At 74.0% G+C, this 24409-nt stretch carries 23 protein-coding genes; 17 read left to right on the top strand and 6 right to left on the bottom strand.

All coding sequences use genetic code 11. The features are described 5' to 3' along the window. The coding region (locus EBM89_RS21085; RefSeq protein WP_199732000.1) for a hypothetical protein at positions 1–363 on the top strand (363 nt) is incomplete at its 5' end. 220 nt (positions 364–583) lie between these two features. Beyond that, positions 584–802, top strand: coding sequence for a helix-turn-helix domain-containing protein (locus EBM89_RS06455; RefSeq protein WP_122148634.1), 219 nt, complete (start codon positions 584–586; stop codon positions 800–802). A 46-nt stretch (positions 803–848) separates the two neighbouring features. Here the strand turns inward: EBM89_RS06455 and EBM89_RS06450 are convergent, their stop codons facing one another. Both EBM89_RS06450 and EBM89_RS06445 read right to left on the bottom strand, forming a co-directional pair. Continuing rightward, complete coding sequence (locus EBM89_RS06450; protein ID WP_147463471.1) at positions 849–1238, bottom strand: DUF6907 domain-containing protein; 390 nt, start codon at positions 1236–1238, stop codon at positions 849–851. Positions 1239–1352: 114 nt separating this feature from the next. Then, the gene (locus tag EBM89_RS06445) at positions 1353–1577 is read right to left on the bottom strand and encodes a helix-turn-helix domain-containing protein (RefSeq protein ID WP_122148632.1); all 225 of its coding nucleotides are present in this window, start codon (positions 1575–1577) and stop codon (positions 1353–1355) included. A gap of 43 nt (positions 1578–1620) precedes the next feature. Here EBM89_RS06445 and ligA point away from each other — a divergent pair, with 43 nt between their 5' ends. The 7 genes from ligA (at position 1621) to EBM89_RS06410 (ending at position 9594) form a co-directional block, all read left to right on the top strand. Further along, positions 1621–4104 carry an NAD-dependent DNA ligase LigA gene (ligA, locus tag EBM89_RS06440; protein WP_122148631.1) on the top strand — a complete coding sequence of 828 codons (2484 nt, stop codon included), beginning with the start codon at positions 1621–1623 and terminating at the stop codon, positions 4102–4104. Beyond that, the gene (locus EBM89_RS06435) at positions 4101–4847 is read left to right on the top strand and encodes a GNAT family N-acetyltransferase (protein ID WP_122148630.1); all 747 of its coding nucleotides are present in this window, start codon (positions 4101–4103) and stop codon (positions 4845–4847) included. The genes ligA and EBM89_RS06435 overlap by 4 nt, the downstream gene beginning before the upstream one ends. A 192-nt stretch (positions 4848–5039) precedes the next feature. Then, on the top strand, positions 5040–5453 hold the full coding sequence (locus tag EBM89_RS06430) for a pilus assembly protein CpaE (protein ID WP_122148629.1): 414 nt from the start codon (positions 5040–5042) through the stop codon (positions 5451–5453). A gap of 84 nt (positions 5454–5537) precedes the next feature. Beyond that, positions 5538–5834 carry an Asp-tRNA(Asn)/Glu-tRNA(Gln) amidotransferase subunit GatC gene (gene gatC / locus EBM89_RS06425; RefSeq protein ID WP_122148628.1) on the top strand — a complete coding sequence of 99 codons (297 nt, stop codon included), beginning with the start codon at positions 5538–5540 and terminating at the stop codon, positions 5832–5834. Between the two features lie 2 nt (positions 5835–5836). Next, positions 5837–7354: an Asp-tRNA(Asn)/Glu-tRNA(Gln) amidotransferase subunit GatA gene (gene gatA, locus EBM89_RS06420; protein WP_122148627.1), complete on the top strand. Its 1518-nt coding sequence runs from the start codon at positions 5837–5839 to the stop codon at positions 7352–7354. Further along, positions 7351–8859, top strand: coding sequence for an Asp-tRNA(Asn)/Glu-tRNA(Gln) amidotransferase subunit GatB (gene gatB, locus EBM89_RS06415; protein ID WP_122148626.1), 1509 nt, complete (start codon positions 7351–7353; stop codon positions 8857–8859). The genes gatA and gatB overlap by 4 nt, the downstream gene beginning before the upstream one ends. 189 nt (positions 8860–9048) lie before the next feature. Then, positions 9049–9594, top strand: coding sequence for a GNAT family N-acetyltransferase (locus tag EBM89_RS06410; protein ID WP_122148625.1), 546 nt, complete (start codon positions 9049–9051; stop codon positions 9592–9594). 73 nt (positions 9595–9667) lie between these two features. On the opposite strand, the gene EBM89_RS06405 is transcribed toward EBM89_RS06410, so the two are convergent. The 3 genes from EBM89_RS06405 to EBM89_RS06395 form a co-directional block, all read right to left on the bottom strand. After that, entirely contained in the window at positions 9668–10234 is a 567-nt protein-coding gene (locus EBM89_RS06405) for a DoxX family protein (protein WP_122148639.1), read from the bottom strand. 176 nt (positions 10235–10410) lie between these two features. Continuing rightward, a complete protein-coding gene (locus EBM89_RS06400) occupies positions 10411–11775 on the bottom strand; it encodes a cryptochrome/photolyase family protein (protein ID WP_122148638.1) in 1365 nt (454 codons plus the stop codon). A 295-nt stretch (positions 11776–12070) separates the two neighbouring features. Further along, a complete protein-coding gene (locus tag EBM89_RS06395) occupies positions 12071–12889 on the bottom strand; it encodes a MerR family transcriptional regulator (protein ID WP_233571585.1) in 819 nt (272 codons plus the stop codon). A 115-nt stretch (positions 12890–13004) separates the two neighbouring features. On the opposite strand from EBM89_RS06395, the gene EBM89_RS06390 reads away from it, so the two are divergent. From EBM89_RS06390 to EBM89_RS06375, 4 genes are all read left to right on the top strand, one after another. Beyond that, entirely contained in the window at positions 13005–13688 is a 684-nt protein-coding gene (locus EBM89_RS06390) for a 4a-hydroxytetrahydrobiopterin dehydratase family protein (RefSeq protein ID WP_122148624.1), read from the top strand. A 196-nt stretch (positions 13689–13884) separates the two neighbouring features. Next, positions 13885–15702: a dihydroxy-acid dehydratase gene (gene ilvD / locus EBM89_RS06385; protein WP_233571588.1), complete on the top strand. Its 1818-nt coding sequence runs from the start codon at positions 13885–13887 to the stop codon at positions 15700–15702. A 66-nt stretch (positions 15703–15768) separates the two neighbouring features. Next, complete coding sequence (gene ilvD, locus EBM89_RS06380) at positions 15769–17478, top strand: dihydroxy-acid dehydratase (RefSeq protein WP_122148622.1); 1710 nt, start codon at positions 15769–15771, stop codon at positions 17476–17478. 39 nt (positions 17479–17517) lie between these two features. Further along, entirely contained in the window at positions 17518–19242 is a 1725-nt protein-coding gene (locus EBM89_RS06375) for a glycoside hydrolase family 13 protein (RefSeq protein WP_122148621.1), read from the top strand. Between the two features lie 3 nt (positions 19243–19245). Here the strand turns inward: EBM89_RS06375 and EBM89_RS06370 are convergent, their stop codons facing one another. Beyond that, complete coding sequence (locus EBM89_RS06370) at positions 19246–19914, bottom strand: AMIN-like domain-containing (lipo)protein (protein ID WP_122148620.1); 669 nt, start codon at positions 19912–19914, stop codon at positions 19246–19248. 359 nt (positions 19915–20273) lie between these two features. Between EBM89_RS06370 and EBM89_RS06365 the strand changes: the two genes are divergently transcribed. The 4 genes from EBM89_RS06365 (at position 20274) to EBM89_RS06350 (ending at position 24369) form a co-directional block, all read left to right on the top strand. Continuing rightward, positions 20274–22139 (top strand): acetolactate synthase large subunit, encoded by a 1866-nt coding sequence (locus EBM89_RS06365; protein ID WP_122148619.1) that lies wholly within the window; start codon positions 20274–20276, stop codon positions 22137–22139. A gap of 11 nt (positions 22140–22150) precedes the next feature. Then, complete coding sequence (ilvN, locus tag EBM89_RS06360; RefSeq protein WP_122148618.1) at positions 22151–22675, top strand: acetolactate synthase small subunit; 525 nt, start codon at positions 22151–22153, stop codon at positions 22673–22675. 49 nt (positions 22676–22724) lie between these two features. Next, entirely contained in the window at positions 22725–23753 is a 1029-nt protein-coding gene (ilvC, locus tag EBM89_RS06355) for a ketol-acid reductoisomerase (RefSeq protein WP_122148617.1), read from the top strand. Between the two features lie 85 nt (positions 23754–23838). Next, positions 23839–24369, top strand: coding sequence for an ASCH domain-containing protein (locus tag EBM89_RS06350; RefSeq protein ID WP_122148616.1), 531 nt, complete (start codon positions 23839–23841; stop codon positions 24367–24369). The last annotated feature ends 40 nt before the right edge of the window (positions 24370–24409 follow it).

Genomic DNA, 24409 nt, shown 5'->3' with positions numbered 1-24409 from the left:
GCGGCGCTCGCGGCCGGGGCCGCCCTCGCCGTCGCCGGGCTCGTCACCCTCGTCGTCGTGTGGGCGGGGCTCGTCACCGCCACCCTGCGCGAGGGGCTGGACGACGACGCCGCCGGCGGGGCCGGGACCTGCGTCGCCGCGGCCGCCGACGGCGAGGGCGACGCCGTGCTGGGCTCGACCATCGCCCCGCCCGAGGCCACCTGCCGGTGGACCGTGGACGGGCGCGAGGAGGTCGTGGTGCTCGCCCGGGGGTCGCAGGCGCTGGTCACCGGCGCGGCCGTCGCCGTCGGGGCGGGGCTGCTCGTCGTGGGCGGGACGTCCGTCGTGGCGGCGCGAGCACGGCGGAGCGCCCGGGAGCGCTGAGGCGGGCGCGCGGAGACGGGAGCGTGGAGCCGGGTCGGGGCGGATCGCGGGCCGGGTCGGGTACCGGGTCGACGGGGCGCGCCACCTCGCCCGCAGGGGCTGTGCGAGGTCGCCGGGGTGAGATCGCCCGGCGGACGGTCGATCCCGGCCCCGCGCGATCCCGCGCCCGCTACGCATCGGTCTGTGGACCGCAGGCCGGGGCTACCCGAACGTCACTCCCGTGAGCGGAGAGCTGCAGGTCACGGTCGGGAAGAACGTCAGGCGCATGCGGGAGGACCGGGGCCTCACCCAGGAAGGGCTCGCGGAGCTCATCGGCGTCCACCGGACCTACGTGGGCAGCCTCGAGGCCGGGTCCCGGAACCTCACGCTCCGGACGGTCGAGCACCTCGCCGGTCGTCTGGAGGTCACGGCGCTGGACCTGCTGGTCGAGCAGCCGTGAGGCCGGGTCCGTGCCGTCCGGGAGGGGGCGGCACGGACCCGCGCCGTCACGCGCGCGCCAGCGTCAGCGCCCGGTCGACCGCCGGGAGCAGGTGCGCCCAGGAGTCGGCCGTGAGCTCGAGCGACTGGACCGCGCCGTCGCCCGCGTACAGCCACGTCGTCCCGGCCCCGTCGCGGCGGTGCACCGTGACCGCCAGGTCGGCGGTCGCGGTGGCGTCGGCCCGCTCCGGGCTGGTCACGGGTGCCGGGGCGTCCCGCTCCGCGAACGGGGAGACGGCGGCACCGGCCGCCCCGGTCGCGCCGAGGAGCTGGCGCACCCGGACCGACATCGAGTCGCTCATGTGCACCCGGTCGTGGGGGTGGTCGTCCTCGGCGTGGAGCACCACGCACCAGGTGGGGCAGGTGTCCACCTGCCAGGTCGGTCGTACGGTCGTCACGGTCTCCTCCTCGCGTCGGTCCTGCGAGGGGCCCTGGCGGCCCGTACCCCTCGTCCTGCACCACACTGCGCGGGACCACTGACACACCGGGGTCGTCGTCCACAGGGTGTCCGGTCAGCCCTCCGGGGTGGCCCCGAGGAGCGTCCGGACCTCGACGCCGAGGCGGTCGGCCAGGCGCTCGACGGTGCGCAGCGTGAGGTTGCGCTCGCCGCGCTCGATGCCGCCGAGGTAGGTCCGGTGCACCTCCAGGGAGGTCGCCAGCGCCTCCTGGCTGATGCCGCGCTCGGTCCGGATGCGGCGCACGCGCCGTCCGACGTCCACCTGCAGGTCGCCTTCCACCCAGCCACCGTCGGTGTCCCGCTACTCATCTGTCTACAGACTCATGAGTAGCACCCTAGCGCCACCCGGGGCCCGCGAGGTGCCTGTGGGTGGTGCGCGGCATGATGTGCCGGTGGACGCGACACCCCAGACGACCGACCCCGAGGACACCGCCCTGGACGAGGCGGCCGCCCGCCAGCGGTGGGCGGAGCTGGCCGACCGGGTCCGCGAGCAGCAGTTCGCCTACTACGTGCGCGACGAGCCGCTGACCAGCGACGCGGAGTACGACGCCCTGCTGCGCCGGCTCGAGGCGCTGGAGGACCGGTTCCCGGACCTGCGCGTCCCGGACTCCCCGACGCAGAAGGTCGGCGGGACGTTCTCCACCGACTTCCGTGCCGTCGACCACGTCGAGCGCATGCTGTCGCTGGACAACGCGTTCTCCGCGGAGGACGTCGCGGCGTGGGCGGCGCGCGTGCACCGCGACCTCGAGCTGCCCGAGGACGCCGGCCTGCACTACCTGACCGAGCTCAAGATCGACGGCCTCGCCATCGCCCTGCTGTACGAGCGCACCGGCGACGGGCCCGCCCGGCTCGTGCGTGCGGCCACCCGCGGCGACGGCCGCACCGGCGAGGACGTCACGCTCAACGTCCGCACCATCGCGAGCATCCCGGACACGCTCGCGGGCGACCCCGCGACCCACCCCGAGCAGATCGAGGTGCGCGGCGAGGTCTTCCTCCCCGTGGAGGCGTTCGAGCAGCTCAACGCCGCCCAGGTCGCGGCGGGCAGGCCGCCGTTCGCCAACCCCCGCAACGCCGCGGCGGGCTCGCTGCGGCAGAAGGACCCGCGCGTCACGGCGGGGCGCCCGCTCGGCATGTACGCCCACGGGGTCGGCGCGCTGCGCTGGGGGAGCGGCAGCACCGGGCTCGAGGGCGCGGCGCTCGACCGGCAGTCGCAGGTCTACGGGCTGCTGCGGGCCTGGGGCGTGCCCACCTCCCCGCACTTCCGGGTCGCGACCGGCCTGCCCGAGGTGCAGGAGATGATCGACCACTACGGCGAGCACCGGCACGAGGTCGAGCACGAGATCGACGGCATCGTCATCAAGGTCGACGAGCTCGCGCTGCAGCGCCGCCTCGGCGCCACCAGCCGCGCGCCGCGCTGGGCCGTCGCGTACAAGTACCCGCCGGAGGAGGTGAACACCCGCCTGCTCGCGATCGAGGTCAACGTCGGCCGGACGGGGCGCGTCACCCCCTACGCCGTGATGGAGCCCGTGCGCGTCGCCGGGTCGACCGTGGCGATGGCCACGCTGCACAACAAGGACGTCGTCGCGCTCAAGGGGGTGCGCCCCGGCGACATGGTCGTGCTGCGCAAGGCGGGCGACGTCATCCCCGAGGTCGTCGGCCGGGTGACCGCGCTCGACGGCGACGGCTACCCCCGCACCGACTGGGTCATGCCCACCGCGTGCCCCGAGTGCGGGTCCGTGCTGCGCCCGATGCGCGAGGGCGACGTCGACCTGCGCTGCCCGAACGCGCGCACCTGCCCCGCCCAGGTCCGCGGGCGCGTCGAGCACATCGGCTCCCGGGGTGCCCTCGACGTGGAGGCGCTCGGCGAGGTCACGGCGGCGGCGCTCACCCAGCCCGAGGTGCCCGACACCCCGCCCGTGGTGAACGAGGCCGACCTGTTCGCGCTCGTCGGCTACCCGCTGGACGCCCCCGACGACGTCCGCGAGGCGGGGCGCGCGGCCAGCCTCCAGCGGCTCGCCCAGGTCGAGGTCGTCGTCCGCGACCCCGACACCGGGGAGCCGCGCACCGACGAGGACGGCGTGGTGCGCCGCCGCACGCCGTTCCGCCGCCGCGTCACGCACAGCGTCCGGGCGCGCAAGGAGGCCGAGGCCGAGGGCCGGCACCTGCCCGAGGTCGAGTTCGTGCCCTCCGAGCAGGCCAAGAAGCTGCTGGACGAGCTCGAGGCCGCCAAGACCAAGCCGTTCTGGCGGGTGCTCGTCGCGCTGAGCATCCGCAACGTCGGACCCACGGCGGCCCGTGCGATCGCGCAGCGGTTCGGGTCGATGACGGCGCTGCGGGACGCGCTCGCGGACGCCGAGAGCGCCCGCGAGACGCTGTCGGCGGTCGACGGCGTCGGCCCGACGATCGCCGACTCGGTGCTCGACTGGTTCGCCGAGGACTGGCACGCGGACATCGTGCGGGCCTGGCAGGACGCGGGCGTGGTCATGGCGGACGAGCAGGACGAGTCCTCGCCGCGCACGCTCGAGGGGCTCACGGTCGTCGTCACCGGCAGCCTCGAGGGCTTCAGCCGGGACGGCGCCAAGGAGGCCGTGCTGTCGCGCGGCGGCAAGGCGTCCGGGTCGGTGTCCAAGAAGACCGACTACGTCGTCGTGGGGGCGAACGCCGGGTCCAAGGAGACGAAGGCCCGCGACCTCGGGCTGCGGATCCTCGACGAGGCCGGGTTCGTCGCGCTGCTCGCCGAGGGCCCCGCCGGGGTCGGGGACGTCCCCGCACCCGAGGAGGACGGCGCCGACGAGGACGCCTCGTGACCGCCGCGCCCGGCCTCGCGGTCGAGGCCGCGACGTGGCGCCCCGTCACCGTCGAGGACGTGGACGGCTGGCCGGTCGGGCTGTCCGGCGGCTTCACCCGGCGGGCGAACAGCGCGCTGCCCCTCGTGGCACCCGTCGACCTCGGCGCGACGCTGGACCGGGTCGAGGCCCGGTACGCCGCGGCAGGGCAGCCCGCGGTGGTGCGGGTGTGCGCCGCCGCACCGGACGGGCTCGCGGACGCCCTGGCGGCGCGCGGGTACACCGAGCGCGTCGTCACCGCCGTGCTGGTCCGCGACCTCGGCACGGCACCGCCCACCCGGCCCGACCTGCCGGACGACCTGCGGCTCGCCGTCGCGGACGCACCGGACCCGGCGTGGCTGGCCACCTGGCTCGGGGTGAAGGCGACGCAGGGCGCCGTCGACGTCGCGACCGCGCGCGCCGTGGTCACCGGGTCGCCCGCGGTCTACCTGACGGTCACGTCCGCGGCGGACGGCGCCCCGCTCGCCGTCATCCGGGCCGCGCTCGAAGGGCCCTGGGCCGGGCTGTCCTGCCTGGTGGTCGTCCCGGAGGCCCGGCGTCGTGGGCTCGGGCGGCTGCTGACCCGCGCCGCGGTGCACGCCGCCGCCGGACGTGGTGCGCGGCGGGCGTTCCTCCAGGTCGAGGCGACGAACACCGGCGCCGCGGCGCTGTACGACGCCGAGGGGTTCGCGCCGGCGGAGCGGTACGCCTACTGGGAGCGCTGACCCCGGCGGCTCCCGGCACGGCTCGGCCCGGCCTCGTGCGGGTCGGGCCGATCTCGAGGTCGTCCTTCGTCGACGAGGTCGTCAGGCACGTGTGACGACCTCGTCGACGTGTGACGACCTCGCCGCCCTCGCGGCCGCCCGCGACGTCGCGCTCGCCGGGCGTCGTCGCGGGCGCCGGACGATACTGGCGCGATGATCGCCGTCGACCGTGCCGAGATGCTGCAGGCCGCGGGTCTGCGCTGGACCCCGACGTCGGGTGACCGCTTCACCCTCCGGCAGCCGGCGCTGGCCGGGGACGTCTTCACCATCAGCGAGATGACCATCGAGCCGCACGCGTACCCGAGCGGCACCGTCCTGGGGTTCAACGGGACGACGGAGTGGGCGCTCGACTCGGTGACGCAGGACGACGCCGTGTGGCTGCCCCGCGAGGACCAGCTCCGCGAGCTGCTCGGCGGGACGTTCCGGAGCCTGGCGCGAGCGCTCGACGGGTCCTACCTGGTGGTGGTCGAGCTCCCCGGGCAGCCGGAGCGGGCGTTCGCGGCGGAGACGGCCGAGGACGCCTACGCGGACGCGGTGCTCGCGCTGGTCTCCGCGGCACGCGTCTGACCGGTGCCGCGGGCGCCGCCCGGTGGTCCACAGGGCGCGGCGCGGACTGCGGCCCGGGGCGCGCACCTGACTAGACTCGGGGGCATGTCCTCCCTCTCTCGTGACGAGGTCGCGCGCGTCGCGGGCCTGGCGCGGATCGACCTGACCCCCGAGGAGATCGACCGGCTCGCCGGCGAGCTCGACGTAATCGTCGAGTCGGTCGCCCGGGTCAGCGAGGTCGCCACGCCCGACGTGCCGGCCACCAGCCACCCGCTGCCGATGACCAACGTGTTCCGCCCCGACGTGCCCGAGCAGCCGCTGTCACAGGCCGCCGCGCTGTCCGGCGCCCCGGCGTCGGAGGACGGCAAGTTCCTCGTCCCGCAGATCCTCGGGGAGGAGTGATCGTGACCACCGACCTGACCCGGCTGTCCGCCGCCGCGCTGGCGGAGAAGCTCGCCGCGGGCGAGGTGACCAGCGTCGAGGTGACGCAGGCGCACCTGGACCGCATCGCGGCCGTCGAGCCCGCCGTGCACGCCTACCTGCACGTCTCCGCGCAGGAGGCGCTGGCCACCGCCGCCGACGTCGACGCGCGCCGCGCCGCCGGCGAGCAGCTGCACCCCCTCGCGGGTGTCCCGATCGCCGTCAAGGACGTCGTCGTGACGCGGGGCCTGCCGACCACGGCGGGCTCGAAGATCCTCGAGGGCTGGGTGCCGCCGTACGACGCGACCCTGGTCGAGCGGATCAAGGCCGCGGGCCTGCCGATCCTCGGCAAGACCAACATGGACGAGTTCGCGATGGGCTCCTCGACGGAGCACTCCGCGTACGGCGACACGCACAACCCGTGGGACCTGGACCGGATCCCCGGCGGCTCGGGCGGTGGCTCGGCCGCGGCCGTCGCCGCGTACGAGGCCCCGCTGGCCATCGGCACGGACACCGGCGGCTCGATCCGCCAGCCCGGCGCCGTCACCGGCACCGTCGGCGTGAAGCCGACGTACGGCTCGGTGTCCCGCTACGGCCTCATCGCGCTCGCCTCGTCGCTCGACCAGGCCGGCCCGGTCACCCGGACCGTCCTGGACTCGGCCCTGCTGCACGAGCTGATCGGCGGGCACGACCCGCGCGACTCGACGTCCATCCCGGAGCCGCTGCCCGGTCTGGTCGCCGCCGCCCGCCAGGGCGCGTCCGGCGACCTGACCGGCGTGCGCGTCGGCGTGGTCCGCGAGCTGCAGGGCGAGGGCTACCAGCCCGGCGTGCTCGCGCGGTTCGAGGAGTCGCTGGACCTGCTGCGCGGCGCGGGCGCGGAGATCGTCGAGGTCTCCTGCCCGCACTTCCCGTACGCCCTCGGCGCGTACTACCTGATCCTGCCGAGCGAGGCGTCCAGCAACCTGGCGAAGTTCGACGGCATGCGCTTCGGCCTGCGGGTCGAGCCCACCGAGGGCCCGGTCACCGCGGAGCGCGTGATGTCCGCGACCCGCGGCGCCGGGTTCGGCGACGAGGTGAAGCGTCGCATCATCCTCGGCACCTACGCCCTGTCGGCGGGCTACTACGACGCCTACTACGGCTCGGCGCAGAAGGTCCGCACGCTCATCCAGCGCGACTTCGCCGCCGCGTTCGAGCAGGCCGACGTGCTGGTCTCCCCGACGGCGCCGACCACGGCGTTCAAGCTGGGCGAGAAGCTCGACGACCCGATGGCGATGTACCTCAACGACGTCGCGACCATCCCGGCCAACCTCGCGGGCGTGCCCGGCATGTCCCTGCCGAACGGCCTGTCAAACGACGGCCTGCCCGTCGGCTTCCAGGTGCTGGCCCCGGCGAAGGCCGACGACCGGCTGTACCGCGTGGGCGCCGCGCTCGAGGCGCTGCTGGAGAAGACCTGGGGCGGCCCGCTGCTGGCGAGCGCCCCCGAGCTGGAGGTGTCCGAGTGAGCACCCAGACCGTCGACCTGGTCGACTACGACGACGCCGTGGCCCGGTTCGACCCGGTCATCGGCATCGAGGTGCACGTCGAGCTCGGCACCGCGACCAAGATGTTCGACGGCGCGCCGCAGACCTTCGGCGCCGAGCCCAACACCGCCGTCACGCCGGTGTCGCTCGGCCTGCCGGGCGCCCTGCCCGCCGTCAACGGCACGGCCGTGGAGTACGCGATCCGGATCGGCCTCGCGCTGAACTGCCAGATCGCGGAGTCCTGCCGGTTCGCCCGGAAGAACTACTTCTACCCGGACGTCCCGAAGAACTTCCAGACCTCCCAGTACGACGAGCCCATCGCGTACGAGGGCCACCTGGACGTCGAGCTCGAGGACGGCACGGTGTTCCGCGTCGAGATCGAGCGCGCGCACATGGAGGAGGACGCCGGCAAGAACACGCACGTCGGCGGCGCCGCCGGCCGCATCCAGGGCGCCGAGTACTCGCTGGTCGACTACAACCGCGCGGGCATCCCGCTGGTCGAGATCGTCACCAAGCCGATCACCGGCGCGGGCGAGCGGGCCCCCGAGGTCGCGCGCGCCTACGTGCAGACCCTGCGGGACATCTTCCGTGCGCTCGGCGTCTCCGAGGCGCGCATGGAGCGTGGCAACGTCCGCGCCGACGTGAACGTCTCGCTGCGCCCGACGCCTCAGTCCCCGCTGGGCACCCGTACCGAGACCAAGAACGTCAACTCGTTCCGGTCCGTCGAGCGCTCCGTGCGGTACGAGATCAGCCGCCAGGCGGCCGTGCTCGACGCCGCGGGCACCGTCACGCAGGAGACCCGGCACTGGCACGAGGACACCGGCGTCACGACGTCTGGCCGCGTGAAGTCCGACGCCGAGGACTACCGGTACTTCCCGGAGCCCGACCTGGTGCCGGTCGCGCCGTCGCGCGAGTGGGTCGAGGAGATCCGCGCCGCGCTCCCCGAGCTGCCCGCCGCCCGCCGTCGCCGGCTGCAGGGGGAGTGGGGCTACGCCGACGCCGAGATGCGCGACGTCGTCAACGCGGGAGCCATCGAGCTGATCGAGGCGACCGTCGCCGCGGGCGCGAGCCCGGCCGCCGCGCGCAAGTGGTGGATGGGCGAGCTCGCCCGCACCGCCAAGTCGCAGGAGGTCGAGCTCGGCGAGCTGCCGATCACCCCGGGGCAGATCGGCCAGCTGCAGCAGCTCGTCGACTCCGGGCGGATCAACGACAAGCTCGCGCGCCAGGTGCTCGAGGGCGTGCTCGCGGGCGAGGGCGACCCGGAGGCCGTCGTCGTCGCGCGCGGGCTCGAGGTCGTGTCCGACGACGGCCCGCTGCTCGAGGCCATCGACGCGGCGCTCGCCGCGCAGCCCGACATCGCGGACAAGATCCGGTCGGGCAACCTCGGCCCGGTCGGCGCGATCATCGGCTCGGTCATGAAGGCCACCCGCGGTCAGGCCGACGCCGGCCGCGTGCGCGAGCTCGTGCTGGAGCGCGTGCAGGCGTAGCGGCCGCAGCAGGACGCCGACGGCGGCGCACACCGGGTCCGGGGTGCGCCGCCGTCCGCACGTCGGTCGGCGGGTGGACGCCGTGCGACGGACGACGACCGCCCGCAGGCCGCGGCCGTGAACGAAACACGCCGGTCACCCGCGGTGTCTAGCATCGGCGGTGACGAGGGGCCACGAAGGGGGAGACCTGTGGAGAAGCCCACGCTCGAGGGCGAGATGATCCACCTGCGCCCGGTCGCCGCGCGCGACGCGCCGGCGATGTGGGACATGGTGAACGACCCGGAGGGCATGCGGACCACCGGGACCACGACGGCGTTCACCCGCGCGCAGATCGACGAGTGGTGCGCGACCGTCTCGGCCCGTCCGGGACGGATCGACCTCGCGATCACGGCCAACGGCTCCGACGAGTACCTGGGCGAGATCGTCCTCAACGACATCGACGAGGTCGTGGGCTCGGCGAACCTGCGCCTGGTGATGCGCCCGGGCTACCGGGGGCGGGGCTACGGCACCGAGGCGATCGAGCTGGTGCTGGGTCTGGCGTTCGACGGCATCGGCCTGCACCGGGTGGGGCTGGACGTGCTGAGCATCAACGCCCGCGCGCACTCGCTGTACGAGAACATCGGGTTCCGCGTCGAGGGTCGGCGCCGGGACGCGTACCGGGACGGCGACGGCTGGTGCGACGGGATCGACATGGGGATGCTCGAGGACGAGTACCGCGCCCTGCGCGCGGCCTGACCTCGCGCGGACGCGGGACGGCGCCGGACCCCCACGGGGATCCGGCGCCGTCCTGTCGTGCGGGGCGGGTGCGTCAGCGCAGCCAGCCGTACTTCTGCACGAGCGGCAGGTTTCCCCACCACTTGCCGAGGCCCCACGTGTCGCCGCCGAGGGTGAGGGCGACGACGGCCAGCGCCATCGCGTAGACGATGTGGTAGTCCATGACGGGGTTGGTCGAGCCCGCGGTGAGCGGCCACTCGGCGACCCACATGAGCAGCATGATGATCGAGCCGGCCCAGGCGGCGACGCGCACGCCCATGCCGAGCATCACCGCGAGGCCGACGCCGAGCATGCCGAGCATGAACAGCACGTCGGTGGCGGGGCTGGCCATCGAGGCGAACAGGTCCTTGAACGGGCCGATGACGGCGTCGCCCTTCATGAAGCCCTGGCTCGGGGTGCCGCCGTTGATCCACGCCCGCTCGGAGGGGGTGGAGTAGCCGAGGCCGAACGTCTTGTCGAGGAACGCCCACAGGAAGATGAAGCCGGTGCCGAGGCGCAGGACGGCGATGGAGCGCCGGCCCGCGACGGACGTGACGATGCTCTCCTGGGTCCGCACGGGCACCGGAGCGGCGGTGCTGCGGGGGGTTGCGGTGGCGGTCATGTTCATGCCTTCGGTCGTCGGGAGTCGCCTTGTGACTGCGTTCCCAATCTCCTCCGATTTGTCCCGCGTGGACCGGGACCGAGGTCCCGACTCTCACGGAACCCGCACGAGGAACCCCCTCGGAGAGCCCCATCCGGGACCTCCGTCCTGCCTGCGGACCCGCGCGGTCGCGACCGTCACCGCATGGAGTGGTACGCGCCGAGCGTGACCTCGCGCTCGTGCGCGTGGTCGACCACCCGCTCGGGGTAGTCCGGCGCCGCCGAGCGCGGCAGCTTCCACGGCTCGTGCGCCGCCTTGCCCGGGATGTCGCGCAGCTCGGGCACCCACCGGCGCACGTAGTGCCCGTGCGGGTCGAACTTCACGCCCTGCGTCACCGGGTTGAACACCCGGAAGTACGGGGCGGCGTCCCGCCCGGTCCCGGCGACCCACTGCCAGTTCAGCTGGTTCTGCGGCATGTCGCCGTCCACCAGCCAGGCCATGAAGTGCGCCGCACCCCGCTGCCACCGCACGTGCAGGTCCTTGACCAGGAACGACGCGACGACCATGCGCACCCGGTTGTGCATCCAGCCCTCGGCGAGCAGCTGGCGCATCCCCGCGTCGACAAGCGGGTACCCGGTGCGTCCGGCGGTCCACGCCTCCATGGCGCGCTCCTCCGCCGCCCCTCGGGCCCAGGACGCCTCGGGCACGACCGGCGTCAGCGAGCGGTGCGCCGCGCCCGGGTTGTGGTGCAGCACGTCGGCGTGGAACTCGCGCCACGCGATCTGGCTGCGGAACGTGTCCGCGCCCTCGCCGCGCCGGTGCGCGAGATCGGCGAGCACGGTGCGGGGGTGCAGCTCGCCCCACTTGAGCGGGACCGACAGCCGCGAGGTGCTGTCCCGGTCCGGGCGGTCGCGCTCGTCGGCGTAGTGCGACAGCGGCCCGTCGAGCATCTCCGCCCAGCGGGCCAGGGCGGCGTCCTCGCCCGCCTCCGGCAGGTCGAGCCCGTCCGGGACCGGCGCGTCGGGCACGGCGTCGGACCGCCCGCCGTCGGCGAACGTCACGGACCGCCGGGTCGCGGCCGCGTCGGGGGCGGGGGCGCGCCAGCCGTGCTCGGCCCACGCCCGCCGGAACGGGGTGAACACCTTGTACGGGTCGCCGGACCCGTTGCGCACCCGCCCGGGCGCGACCGCGTACGGGGACCCGGTCCGCACCAGGGCGCGTCCCGCGTCCTCGAGCTGCCACTCCACGTCGTCGTCCCGCTTGCGGCCGAACGGCTCGTGCGACGCGGCGACGTGCACCTGCTCCGCCTCGACCTCGCGCGCGACGGCGGGCACCACCTCGCGGGGGTCGCCGGAACGCACCAGCAGCCGCCCGCCGGTCTGCTCGGACAGCGCCGCCAGGCTGCGGGCCAGGTAGGCGCGGCGCGGGTCGCCCGCCGACTCCCAGAGCCGTGGGTCGAGGACGTACAGGGCGAGGACGTCGCCGCCCGCCTCCGCGGCGGCGTGCAGGGCCGGGTTGTCGCCGAGCCGCAGGTCGCGGCGGAACCAGTGGATCGCGGTCACCGGGCGACGGTAGCCAGCGGGCGTGGCGGCCGCGACCGGGCCCGGGGGTGCGGGCACCCCCAGGTCTCCACGGGGTCCGGACGTACGTCGAGGCACCACCGGCCCGGGCGATGAGCCAGTGGTGCCTCGACTGGGGGTACCTGGGGACGGGTCGTCGTCACCAGGTGACCTGAGCGGACCTCGGGCGGGTGGCCCGGTGGCCGCCCCGGGGGAGAGGCGACCGGTGGTCCGGCACCTGCTCAGCCTGCCGCGCGCCGCCCGCCGACGACTGGGCCGTTGGTCCCGAATGTCGGGATCATCCAGCGACGTCGTCGGCGTGCGCGGCCACGGCGTCGCGGAGGTACACCGCGAGCCCCGGCGCCACCGCGTCGTAGGTCGCGGCGAACCGCGGGTCGTCCACGTACATCGCCGCCAGGCCCCGGTACTGCTCGGGGTCCGGCACCCAGGACACCGACACCCACGCGTGGTGCCGCGCGACGAGGTCCCGCACGGCCGGGTCGGTCACCGGCGTGCCCGCGCCCAGCAGCCCGGCCAGCCCCGCGGCGACCGCCTCGTGCTCCTGCTGGTGCGCGGCGCGCTCGGCGGCGGACATCGCCGCGAACGACCGGGTGCTGCGGTCCACGGCCTCGTCCCCCCAGCGCTCGCGGGCCTCCTCCTCGTAGGGCCCGTGGTCGAACCCGTCGTACATCTGCTCCGCCGGCATGGCGGTCCCTCCTTCCAGGGAGTCGACGGTGGCGGCGACGGTCGCGGCGAGCCGGTCCAGGCGGTCCCGCTCGGCGAGCAGCGCGGCGTGGTGCTCGCGCAGCCGGGCGACGCGGACGCCGGTCCCGGCCTGCCCCGACGCGCCCGCCCGGGTGTCGTCCGCGTCGAGGATCTCCCCGATCGCGGGCAGCCCCACGCCGAGCTCGCGCAGCACCAGCACCTGCTGCAGGCGCAGCAGCTCGGCGCGCCCGTACTCCCGCTGGCCGCCGGGCGCGGTGCCCGCGGGGGGCAGCAGCCCGATCGCGTCGTAGTGCCGCAGCGTCCGCGACGTGACGCCCGACAGCCGCACCACCTCGGCGGTGGTCCAGCGCTGGTCCTGCGTCATCGTCGGTGCTCCGTCCTGCTCCGTCATGTGGCGTCCTGCGCCACCGTCGACGGCGGACCTCCCGCCGTCGCCACCCGACGGTAGGGGCTGACGCAGCGTCAACCGCAAGGGGTCTGTGGGTGGTCGGTGGGAGCGTGGGGGCATGGACACGGAGAGCGACGGCGCGGTCGGGGCGGGCGACGTGACGCGGGCGGTCGACCCGCGGCACTGGCGGGTGCTGCTGCGCTGGGTGCAGGGCGCGTTCCGCACCCCCGACCTCGCGACGGGAGCCGCGTTCGCCGCGCGGGTCGCCGTGGAGGCCGAGCGCGTCGGCTCGCACCCCGACATCACGCTGCGGCCCGACCTCGTGCAGGTCCGGGCCACGGCACCGGACGCCCGGGGGATCGGGGCGGCGGACGTCGCGCTGGCGCTCGCGGTGTCGGCCGTCGCCGACGACATGGGCCTGCCCGGCGCGCCCGAGCGGCTGACGTCGCAGGAGGTCGCGATCGACGCCCTCGACATCCCGGCGGTCGCGCCGTTCTGGCGGGCCGTCCTCGGGTACGTGCCCGAGCCCGGCACCGACCCGGACGACCCGGCCCTGGCCGACCCGTGGGCGCTGGGGCCGGGCTACTGGTTCCAGCAGATGGACGCGCCCCGACCGCAGCGCAACCGGATCCACCTGGACGTGACCGTGCCGCACGACCAGGCGGAGGCGCGCGTCGCGGCGGCGCTGGCCGCGGGCGGCACGCTGCTGTCCGCCGACCGGGCCCCGGCGTTCTGGGTGCTGGCCGACCCCGAGGGCAACGAGGCGTGCGTGTGCACGTGGCAGGCCCGCGGGGAGGACTGAGGTCCGGCCGCGGGCGCCTGACCTGGGGCCGGGCGTCTCGCGGGTTGGTCGATCACTGGACGGACGGGTGACGCACGTGCTGCGTCGGGGACGTACCGTGACGGTTCGTCGCCGCAGCGGTGACGACCTGCCCGCTGAAGGAGCTGTCCACGTGAGTCGTCCCCTGCGCTCTCGTACCTCGACCCACGGCCGCAACATGGCCGGTGCCCGTGCGCTCTGGCGCGCCACCGGCATGGGCTCGGAGGACTTCGGCAAGCCGATCATCGCGATCGCGAACTCGTACACGCAGTTCGTCCCCGGGCACGTGCACCTCAAGGACATGGGCGACCTCGTGGCGTCCGCGATCCAGGAGGCGGGTGGCGTCGCCAAGGAGTTCAACACCATCGCCGTGGACGACGGCATCGCCATGGGCCACGCGGGGATGCTCTACTCGCTGCCCAGCCGCGACCTCATCGCCGACTCGGTGGAGTACATGGTGCAGGCGCACTGCGCCGACGCGCTGGTGTGCATCTCCAACTGCGACAAGATCACGCCGGGCATGCTCAACGCGGCGCTGCGGCTGAACATCCCCGTCATCTTCGTCTCAGGCGGTCCGATGGAGGCCGGCAAGGCCGTCGTCGCGGACGGCGTCGCGAAGACCCACCTCAACCTCATCAACGCGATCAACTACTCCGCGGACGACAACGTGTCCGACCAGGCGCTCGCCAGCGTCGAGGAGAACGCGTGCCCGACCTGCGGGTCCTGCTCCGGCATGTTCACCGCCAACTCGATGAACTGCCTCACCGAGGCGCTGGGCCTGTCGCTGCCGGGCAACGGCTCGACGCTCGCGACCCACTCCGCCCGCCGGGACCTGTTCCTCGAGGCCGGGCGCACCATCGTCGACCTCGCGCGCCGGTACTACGACGACGAGGACGACACCGCCGCCCCCCGGGGCATCGCGACCCGCGCCGCGTTCAGCAACGCGATGACGCTGGACGTCGCCATGGGCGGCTCCACCAACACGGTGCTGCACATCCTGGCCGCCGCGCAGGAGGCCGAGATCGACTTCACGCTCGCCGACATCGACGCGATCAGCCGCCGGGTGCCGTGCCTGTCCAAGGTGGCGCCGAACCACCCGGACTACCACATGGAGGACGTGCACCGGGCGGGCGGCATCCCCGCGCTGCTCGGCGAGCTCGACCGCGGCGGCCTGCTCGACCACGACGTCACCAGCGTGCACACCCCGACCCTGCGGGCCTGGCTGGACGACTGGGACATCCGCGGCGGCAAGGCGACCGAGCGCGCCGAGGCGCTGTTCCACGCCGCGCCCGGCGGCGTCCGCACCACGCAGGCGTTCTCGACGTCGAACGTCTGGGAGTCCCTGGACACCGACGGCGCGGGCGGCTGCATCCGCGACGTCGCGCACGCCTACACCGTCGAGGGCGGCCTCGCGGTGCTCCGCGGCAACCTCGCCGAGGACGGCGCGATCATCAAGACCGCGGGCATCGACCCGGACGTCTTCCACTTCGTCGGGCGCGCGCTGGTGTGCGAGTCCCAGGACGAGGCCGTCGACAAGATCCTGCGCAAGGAGGTCGAGCCGGGTCACGTCGTCGTCGTGCGCTACGAGGGCCCCGCGGGCGGCCCCGGCATGCAGGAGATGCTCTACCCGACGTCGTTCATCAAGGGCCGCGGGCTCGGCAAGGTGTGCGCGCTCATCACCGACGGCCGGTTCTCCGGCGGGTCGAGCGGCATCTCCGTGGGCCACGTCAGCCCCGAGGCCGCGGCGGGCGGCACCATCGGCCTGATCGAGGACGGCGACGAGATCGAGATCGACGTCGAGACCCGCCTGATCCGGGTCAACGTCCCGGACGAGGTGCTGGCCGACCGGCGCGCGAAGATGGAGGCCCGGGAGAACCCGTGGCAGCCCGTCGACCGCGACCGCTACGTCTCGCCCGCGCTGCAGGCGTACGCGGCGATGGCGACCAGCGCCGACCGCGGCGCGGTGCGCGACGTGAGCCGCATCCGCCGCGCCTGAGGCGCACGCACCGGGCCTGGTGCGTACGACGGGCCTGGTGCGCGCGGTGTGCCTACAGTCGGGGGCATGACGACCACGTCGAGCCAGACCCCCGATATCAAGCCCCGCTCGCGCCAGGTCACCGACGGCATCGAGGCCACCGCGTCCCGCGGGATGCTCCGTGCCGTCGGCATGGGCGACGACGACTGGGTGAAGCCCCAGATCGGCGTCGCCTCGTCGTGGAACGAGATCACGCCCTGCAACCTGTCCCTGCAGCGGCTCGCGCAGGCCGTGAAGAGCGGCGTGCACGCCGGGGGCGGCTACCCGCTGGAGTTCGGCACCATCTCGGTGTCCGACGGCATCTCCATGGGCCACGAGGGCATGCACTTCTCGCTGGTGTCTCGCGACGTCATCGCGGACTCGGTCGAGACCGTGATGCAGGCCGAGCGCCTGGACGGCTCCGTGCTGCTCGCCGGGTGCGACAAGTCGCTGCCGGGCATGCTCATGGCGGCCGCGCGCCTCGACCTGTCCAGCGTGTTCCTCTACGCCGGGTCGATCATGCCGGGCTGGGTCAAGCTCGAGGACGGCACCGAGAAGGACGTCACCCTGATCGACGCGTTCGAGGCCGTCGGCGCCTGCGCGCGCGGCCTCATGAGCACGGGCGACCTCGACCGCATCGAGCGCGCGATCTGCCCGGGCGAGGGCGCCTGCGGCGGCATGTACACCGCGAACACCATGGCGTCCGTCGCTGAGGCCATGGGCATGTCCCTGCCGGGCTCCGCCGCCCCGCCGAGCGCCGACCGCCGCCGGGACAACTTCGCGATGCGCTCCGGCGAGGCCGTGGTCGAGCTGCTGCGCCGGGGGATCACCGCCCGGCAGATCATGACCAAGGAGGCGTTCGAGAACGCCATCGCCGTCGTCATGGCGTTCGGCGGCTCCACCAACGCCGTCCTGCACCTGCTCGCCATCGCGCACGAGGCCGAGGTCGACCTCACCCTCGACGACTTCCGGCGGGTCGCCGCGCGCGTCCCGCACCTCGGCGACCTCAAGCCGTTCGGCCGGTACGTCATGGCCGACGTCGACCGCATCGGCGGCGTCCCCGTGATCATGAAGGCGCTGCTCGACGCGGGGCTGATCCACGGCGACTGCCTCACCGTGACCGGGAAGACCGTCGCCGAGAACCTCGCCGACATCGCGCCGCCCGACCCCGACGGCAAGATCCTGCGTGCCCTCGACAACCCGATCCACCGCACCGGCGGCATCACGATCCTCGACGGCTCCCTCGCGCCCGAGGGCGCCGTGGTGAAGTCGGCTGGCTTCGACACCGACGTCTTCGAGGGCACCGCCCGGGTGTTCGAGCGCGAGCGCGCCGCCCTCGACGCCCTGGAGGACGGGACCATCACCGCCGGCGACGTCGTCGTCATCCGGTACGAGGGCCCCAAGGGCGGCCCCGGGATGCGGGAGATGCTCGCCATCACCGGCGCGATCAAGGGCGCCGGGCTCGGCAAGGACGTCCTGCTGCTCACGGACGGCCGGTTCTCCGGCGGCACCACCGGGCTGTGCGTCGGGCACGTCGCCCCGGAGGCCGTCGACGGCGGGCCCATCGCCTTCGTGCGGGACGGGGACCGCATCCGGCTCGACGTCGCGAACGCCACCCTGGACCTGCTCGTGGACGACGAGGAGCTCATGCGGCGCCGGGAGGGCTGGGCGCCGATGCCGCCGCGGTACACGCGCGGCGTGCTCGCGAAGTACGCGAAGCTCGTGCAGTCCGCGTCGACGGGGGCCGTGCTCATCTGATCCTGCGGGGCTCCCGGCCCCCGTGAGAGGGTCGGGAACATGGCCTTCACCGTCGAGGACGCGCCCTGGTGGACCCGCGCCACCGTCTACCAGATCTACCCGAGGTCGTTCCAGGACTCGGACGGCGACGGCATCGGCGACCTGCGCGGCATCCTGTCCCGGGTGGACCACCTGGCCGCGCTCGGGGTCGACGTCGTGTGGCTGTCGCCGGTGTACCGGTCGCCGCAGGACGACAACGGCTACGACATCAGCGACTACCAGGACGTCGACCCGTCGTTCGGCACCCTCGCGGACCTGGACGCGCTGATCGTGGCCCTGCACGAGCGCGGGATGCGGCTGGTCATGGACCTCGTCGTCAACCACACCTCCGACGAGCACCCGTGGTTCGTCGAGAGCCGGTCGTCCGCCGGCAGCCCGAAGCGCGACTGGTACTGGTGGCGCCCGCCCCGCGAGGGCACCGCGCTGGGCGACCCCGGGGCGGAGCCGACCAACTGGCACTCGTTCTTCTCCGGCTCCACCTGGGAGCCCGACGCCGCCACCGGCGAGTACTACCTGCACCTGTTCAGCCGGAAGCAGCCCGACCTCAACTGGGAGAACCCCGAGGTCCGGCAGGCCGTCTACGCGATGATGCGCTGGTGGCTCGACCGCGGCGTCGACGGGTTCCGGATGGACGTCATCAACCTCATCTCGAAGGACACGACGCTGCCCGACGGCCCGGTGCTCGCCGGGGTGTGGGGCGACGGGAGCGGGCACTACACCGACGGTCCGCGCGTGCACGAGTACCTGCAGGAGATGCACCGCGAGGTGTTCGCCGGGCGCGACGCCGCGCTGCTGACCGTGGGGGAGACCCCGGGTGTCACCCTCGACGAGGCCGTGCTCTACACCGACCCGGCGCGGCGCGAGGTCGACATGGTGTTCCAGTTCGAGCACGTCGGCCTGGACCACGGCCCGGGCGGCAAGTTCGACCCCCGCCCGCTGCGGCTCACCGACCTCAAGGCGACCTTCGGTCGCTGGCAGGCCGGCCTCGCCGAGGTCGGCTGGAACAGCCTGTACTGGGACAACCACGACCAGCCCCGGGTGGTGTCGCGGTTCGGCGACGACGGCCGGTACCGCCGGGAGTCCGCGAAGGCGCTCGCGACCCTGCTGCACCTGCACCGCGGTACGCCGTACGTCTACCAGGGCGAGGAGCTCGGGATGACGAACGCGCACTTCACGCGGTTCGACCAGTACCGGGACATCGAGTCGCTCCGGCACGTGGCGCAGGCCCGGGCGCTCGGCACCGCCACCGACGAGCAGCTGCTCGCCGGGCTCGCCGCGCACGGTCGCGACAACGCCCGCACCCCCGTGCAATGGGACGCGACCCCGCACGCCGGGTTCACAACGGGGACGCCCTGGCTCGCGGTGAACCCGAACCACGTCGAGGTCAACGCCGAGGCCGAGCGCGCCGACCCCGACTCGGTGTTCCACCACCACCGCCGGCTCATCGCGCTGCGGCACGAGGACCCGGTGGTGGCGCTCGGCGACTTCACGATGCTGCTGCCGCAGGACGAGCAGGTGTACGCGTTCACGCGCTCCCTCGACGGCGAGGCGCTGCTCGTGGTGGTCAACGTGTCGGGGGAGGCCCGGGACGTCGACCTCGCGGACGCGTGGGCGCTCGACGGCGACGGCGGGTGGGGGCCGCTGGTGCTCGGCTCCTACCCGGACGGGGCGGCGTCTCCCACGACGCTGCGGCCGTGGGAGGCGCGGGTGCACCGGCGGGGGTGAGGCTCAGCCCTGGACGTCGACGACGACCCGCACCGGGTCCTGGAGCAGGAACGCCCGGAACGGGGCACGCTCGCCGGTGACACCGACGTACGCCTGCGACTGTGCCTCGAAGGTGCCGAGGAGCACGGCCTCGCTGACGACCGTGGTCCCGGCGGCGGTGACGGGCTGCTTCAGGGCGAACTCCGTCTGCCCGGTCTCGAACGGGTACCGGGCGCCGGTGAGGACGACCTGCAGCGCCTGGTCCCCGGTGAGGTCGACGGGCTCGCCGCTGGGGTCCTCGACGGCGGCGTCGACGTACTCGACCCGCCAGCCCGGCGTGCCGGTGCCGCCGAGCTCCAGGACGACGCGGTCGTACCCGTCGTGGTGGCCGACGCGGACGTCGGTGACCGTGAGGGCCGCGTCGGCGCTGGGTTCGGCGGTGTCCGGGGCGGTGTCGGCGGGGAACGCGGGTGCGGCGGCGTCGGCCGCGGCGTCCTCGTCGGCGTCGCCGGTCGGGGTCGGCGTGGGTGCGGCGCTCGGCTCGGGGCCGGCCGTCACCGTGGAGCCGGGATCGGCGCTGCCCGAGGTGTCGGGGGCGTCACCGGTCCCGCAGGCCGCGACCAGCGCGAGCGCGCCGGCCGCGGCGCCGACGAGCAGCAGGCGGGTGGGTCGGGTCGGCGTCGTCCGGGGCATGCGTCCGAGGTTAGGTCGGGTCCGGCCCGACCGCGCGGGACGACGCGCGCGCGTGCCGGCGTCGGTCCTGCGCGATCAGCAGGTGGACCCGTGGACCACGATGTGAGACGGCCTCGGGTGGGCGTGACACGGTCGCGACCGGGGCGTAGTGTCACCGGTATGCGGACGAACACCCTCGTAGTACTTCCCGGGCGCGCCGGCTGAGGCCACGCCAGGAAGGCCTCGTCAGCGCGCGCACCCCTCGTCCGGCCCGGTCCACCGGGCCCGAGGGGTTTTTTCGTGCCGGGGGCCACGCGGACCCGGCACCGAAGCCCCCGAACGCACCCCGCCGCAGCAGCTCCACCAGCTAGGAGACACCGATGGTCCAGGGCCCCCACCCGGCACCGCCCCGCCGGCCGGCCACCGCCGCGCCCGCGGCCGAGCAGCCCGCGCGCCCCGTCGCGGACGCCTCGGCCCGCCCGCGACCCGTCCTCACCGAGGAGGTCACGGGTGCGAAGTCGATCGTCCGCTCGCTCGAGGAGGCCGGCGCCGAGGTCGTCTTCGGCATCCCCGGCGGCGCGATCCTGCCGACGTACGACCCGCTGATGGACTCCACCCGCCTGCGGCACATCCTCGTGCGGCACGAGCAGGGCGGCGGCCACGCGGCGACGGGCTACGCCCAGGCGACCGGCAAGGTCGGCGTCTGCATGGCGACGTCCGGCCCCGGCGCCACCAACCTGGTGACGCCCATCGCCGACGCGAACATGGACTCGATCCCGCTGGTCGCGATCACCGGCCAGGTCGGCGCGTCGCTGATCGGCACGGACGCGTTCCAGGAGGCCGACATCGTCGGCATCACGCTGCCGATCACCAAGCACAACTACCTGGTCACCGACCCCGCCGACATCCCGCGCACCATCGCCGAGGCGTTCCACATCGCCTCGACCGGCCGTCCCGGCCCGGTGCTGGTGGACATCGCGAAGTCGGCGATGCAGACCGACACCACGTTCACGTGGCCGCAGCAGATGGACCTGCCGGGCTACCACCCGGTGACCAAGCCGCACGGCAAGCAGATCCGGGAGGCCGCGCGCCTGCTGGCGACCTCGCGCCGTCCGGTGCTGATGGTCGGCGGCGGCGTGATCCGCTCCGGCGCGGCCGCCGAGCTGCGCCGCCTGGTGGACGAGTCCGGTGCGGCCGTCGTCACGACGCTGATGGCCCGCGGCGCGCTGCCCGACACGCACCCGCAGCACCTCGGCATGCCCGGCATGCACGGCACGGTGCCCGCCGTCGCCGCGCTGCAGAAGGCCGACCTCGTGGTCGCCCTCGGCGCGCGGTTCGACGACCGCGTCACCGGCAAGCTGTCGTCGTTCGCGCCGAACGCCACGATCGTGCACGCTGACATCGACCCGGCCGAGATCGGCAAGAACCGCGCCGCGGACGTGCCGATCGTCGGCGACCTCAAGGAGGTCCTGGCCGACCTGCTGCCCGAGCTCGCCCGCGAGCAGGCGCACCACGGCAAGCCGGACCTCGAGGCGTGGTGGCGGCAGATCGACTCGTGGCGCGAGACGTTCCCGCTCGGCTACGACGAGCCCACCGACGGCCACCTCGCCCCGCAGCACGTGATCTCCCGGATCGGCGAGCTCACCGGCCCCGAGGCGATCTACGCCGCGGGCGTGGGCCAGCACCAGATGTGGGCGGCGCAGTTCATCCGCTACCAGCGGCCGAACGCGTGGCTGAACTCCGGCGGCCTGGGGACCATGGGCTTCTCCGTGCCCGCCGCGATGGGTGCGAAGGTCGGCCAGCCCGACCGCACCGTCTGGGCGATCGACGGCGACGGCTGCTTCCAGATGACCAACCAGGAGCTCGCGACCTGCACGATCAACGAGATCCCGATCAAGGTCGCGGTGATCAACAACTCCTCGCTGGGCATGGTCCGGCAGTGGCAGACCCTGTTCTACGAGTCCCGGTACTCGAACACCGACCTGCACACCGGCCACGGCACCGTGCACGTCCCGGACTTCGTGAAGCTCGCCGACGCCTACGGCGCGGTCGGCCTGCGCTGCGAGACGCTCGGCGACGTGGACGCCACGATCAAGCGGGCGCTCGAGATCGACGACCAGCCCGTCGTCGTGGACTTCACCGTGTCGCGCGACTCGATGGTGTGGCCGATGGTCGCCGCGGGCGTGCCGAACGACGACATCCAGTACGCCCGGGGCATCAGCCCGGCGTGGGACCGCGAGGACTGAGGAGCACCCCGATGAGCCGTCACACCCTCTCCGTCCTCGTGGAGAACAAGCCCGGCGTGCTGACCCGCGTCGCGGGCCTGTTCGCCCGGCGCTCGTTCAACATCCACTCCCTCGCGGTCGGCCCGACCGAGCACGACGAGATCTCCCGGATCACGGTCGTGGTCGACGTCGACGCCCTGCCGCTGGAGCAGGTCACCAAGCAGCTGAACAAGCTGATCAACGTCATCAAGATCGTCGAGCTCGAGGACGCCGCCTCCGTGCAGCGCGAGCTGCTGCTGGTCAAGGTGCGCGCCGAGGGCGCCACCCGCACCCAGGTGCTCGAGGTCGTCGACCTGTTCCGGGCGCACGTCGTGGACGTCGTCCCCGACACCGTCACCATCGAGGCGACCGGCTCCCCGTCCAAGCTCACGGCGCTCCTCGCGTCGCTGGAGCCGTTCGGGGTCCGCGAGATCGTCCAGTCCGGCATCGTGGCCATCGGCCGCGGGCCCCGCTCCATCACCGACCGCGCGCTCGAGCGCGTCAGCCGGTCCGCCTGACCCGTCCCCGCACCACCCTGCACGACCCCGAGATACAAGGAGATCCATCGTGGCTGAGCTGTTCTACGACGACGACGCCGACCTGTCCGTCATCCAGAGCAAGAAGGTCGCCGTCATCGGGTACGGCAGCCAGGGGCACGCGCACGCGCTGAACCTGCGCGACTCCGGTGTCGACGTCACCGTCGGCCTGCGCGAGGGCTCCGCGTCCCGCGCCAAGGCCGAGAACGAGGGCCTGGCCGTCGCGACCGTCGCCGAGGCCGTCACGGCCGCCGACGTCGTCGTGATCCTCGCGCCCGACCAGGTGCAGCGGCACATCTACCGCGACGAGATCGCCCCGAACCTCAAGGACGGCGCGGCCCTGGTCTTCGGCCACGGCTTCAACATCCGGTTCGGCTACATCAAGCCCGAGGCCGGCCACGACATCGTCATGGTCGCCCCCAAGGGCCCCGGCCACCTGGTGCGCCGCGAGTACGTCGACGGCCGCGGCGTGCCCGTGATCGTCGCCGTCGAGCAGGACGCCTCCGGCTCGGCCTGGGACCTCGCGCTGTCCTACGCCAAGGGCATCGGCGGCCTGCGCGCCGCGGGCATCAAGACGACGTTCACCGAGGAGACCGAGACCGACCTGTTCGGCGAGCAGGCCGTCCTGTGCGGTGGCGTGTCGCAGCTGATCCAGTACGGCTTCGAGACCCTGACCGAGGCCGGCTACCAGCCCGAGGTCGCGTACTTCGAGGTGCTGCACGAGCTCAAGCTGATCGTCGACCTCATCTTCGAGGGCGGCATCACCAAGCAGCGCTGGTCGGTGTCCGACACCGCCGAGTACGGCGACTACGTCTCCGGCCCGCGCGTCATCACGCCGGACGTGAAGGCGAACATGCAGGCCGTGCTCGCGGACATCCAGTCCGGCGCGTTCGCCGAGCGGTTCATCACCGACCAGGACAACGGCGCCCCGGAGTTCCAGGAGCTGCGCGCCAAGGGCCAGAACCACCCGATCGAGCCCGTGGGCCGTGAGCTCCGCAAGCTGTTCGCGTGGGTCAAGCCGTCCGACACGGACTACGTGGAGGGCTCGGCCGCGCGCTGACCTCCTCGTCCCGTGACGCCGGGGTGGCCCTCCTGGGGGCCACCCCGGCGTCGTGCTTCCCGCGCCCGTCGGGGAGGATGGGTGCATGACGGACGACACCGCCGCCCCGCTGACCGACGACTCCGCCGACGCGCTGCTCGCGTTCTGGGAGGTGGCGCGGGTGCGGGCCGGGGTGGTCCGGGTCGGCGTCGTGACCGGCCCGGGGGTGTCGGGGTCGATGACGCCTCCCGCGTGGTCGTTCGGCGACACGCCGGAGGTCGCGGACGCGCTGCTCGCGCTGGTGCTGGAGGGCACGAAGACGGCGACGTCGGCGGCGCTGCCGGAGTACGCGGCGGCGGACGAGCCGCTGCCGGTGAAGGGCGACCTGTCGATCGTCCTCGACGGCGCGGGCCGGCCGGGTGCGCTGATCCGCACGACGGCGGTGGCGAGGGTCCCGCTCGGCGAGGTGGGTGAGGAGCACGCCGCGGCCGAGGGAGAGGGCGACCGGACGCTCGCGACCTGGCGGACCGAGCACGAGGCGCTGTGGCGCGCGACGCTGGGCGAGGACGTCGGCCCGGACCTCGCGGTGGTGACCGAGCGGTTCGAGCTGCTCTACCCGCGGGCGTCCGACCGCTGAGACGGGCGTCCCGGGAAGTAAGACGGATCGGTAGGGTGGA

The sequence above is a fragment of the Cellulomonas triticagri genome (assembly GCF_003696205.1).
GTDB lineage: Bacteria > Actinomycetota > Actinomycetes > Actinomycetales > Cellulomonadaceae > Cellulomonas > Cellulomonas triticagri.
The sequence above is the reverse complement of the archived record's forward strand: the minus strand, read 5'-3'. Positions and strand labels throughout refer to the sequence as shown.

What these genes read in the sequence shown, in the direction of transcription:
- ligA (WP_122148631.1), top strand. Translation starts at nt 1,621, where the DNA reads ATGAGTAGCACCCTAGCGCCACCCGGGGCCCGCGAGGTGCCTGTGGGT.
- EBM89_RS06430 (WP_122148629.1), top strand. Translation starts at nt 5,040, where the DNA reads ATGATCGCCGTCGACCGTGCCGAGATGCTGCAGGCCGCGGGTCTGCGC.
- gatC (WP_122148628.1), top strand. Translation starts at nt 5,538, where the DNA reads ATGTCCTCCCTCTCTCGTGACGAGGTCGCGCGCGTCGCGGGCCTGGCG.
- EBM89_RS06405 (WP_122148639.1), bottom strand. Translation starts at nt 10,234, where the DNA reads ATGACCGCCACCGCAACCCCCCGCAGCACCGCCGCTCCGGTGCCCGTG.
- EBM89_RS06395 (WP_233571585.1), bottom strand. Translation starts at nt 12,889, where the DNA reads ATGACGGAGCAGGACGGAGCACCGACGATGACGCAGGACCAGCGCTGG.
- EBM89_RS06390 (WP_122148624.1), top strand. Translation starts at nt 13,005, where the DNA reads ATGGACACGGAGAGCGACGGCGCGGTCGGGGCGGGCGACGTGACGCGG.
- ilvD (WP_233571588.1), top strand. Translation starts at nt 13,885, where the DNA reads ATGGCCGGTGCCCGTGCGCTCTGGCGCGCCACCGGCATGGGCTCGGAG.
- ilvD (WP_122148622.1), top strand. Translation starts at nt 15,769, where the DNA reads ATGACGACCACGTCGAGCCAGACCCCCGATATCAAGCCCCGCTCGCGC.
- EBM89_RS06375 (WP_122148621.1), top strand. Translation starts at nt 17,518, where the DNA reads ATGGCCTTCACCGTCGAGGACGCGCCCTGGTGGACCCGCGCCACCGTC.
- EBM89_RS06370 (WP_122148620.1), bottom strand. Translation starts at nt 19,914, where the DNA reads ATGCCCCGGACGACGCCGACCCGACCCACCCGCCTGCTGCTCGTCGGC.
- EBM89_RS06365 (WP_122148619.1), top strand. Translation starts at nt 20,274, where the DNA reads ATGGTCCAGGGCCCCCACCCGGCACCGCCCCGCCGGCCGGCCACCGCC.
- ilvN (WP_122148618.1), top strand. Translation starts at nt 22,151, where the DNA reads ATGAGCCGTCACACCCTCTCCGTCCTCGTGGAGAACAAGCCCGGCGTG.
- EBM89_RS06350 (WP_122148616.1), top strand. Translation starts at nt 23,839, where the DNA reads ATGACGGACGACACCGCCGCCCCGCTGACCGACGACTCCGCCGACGCG.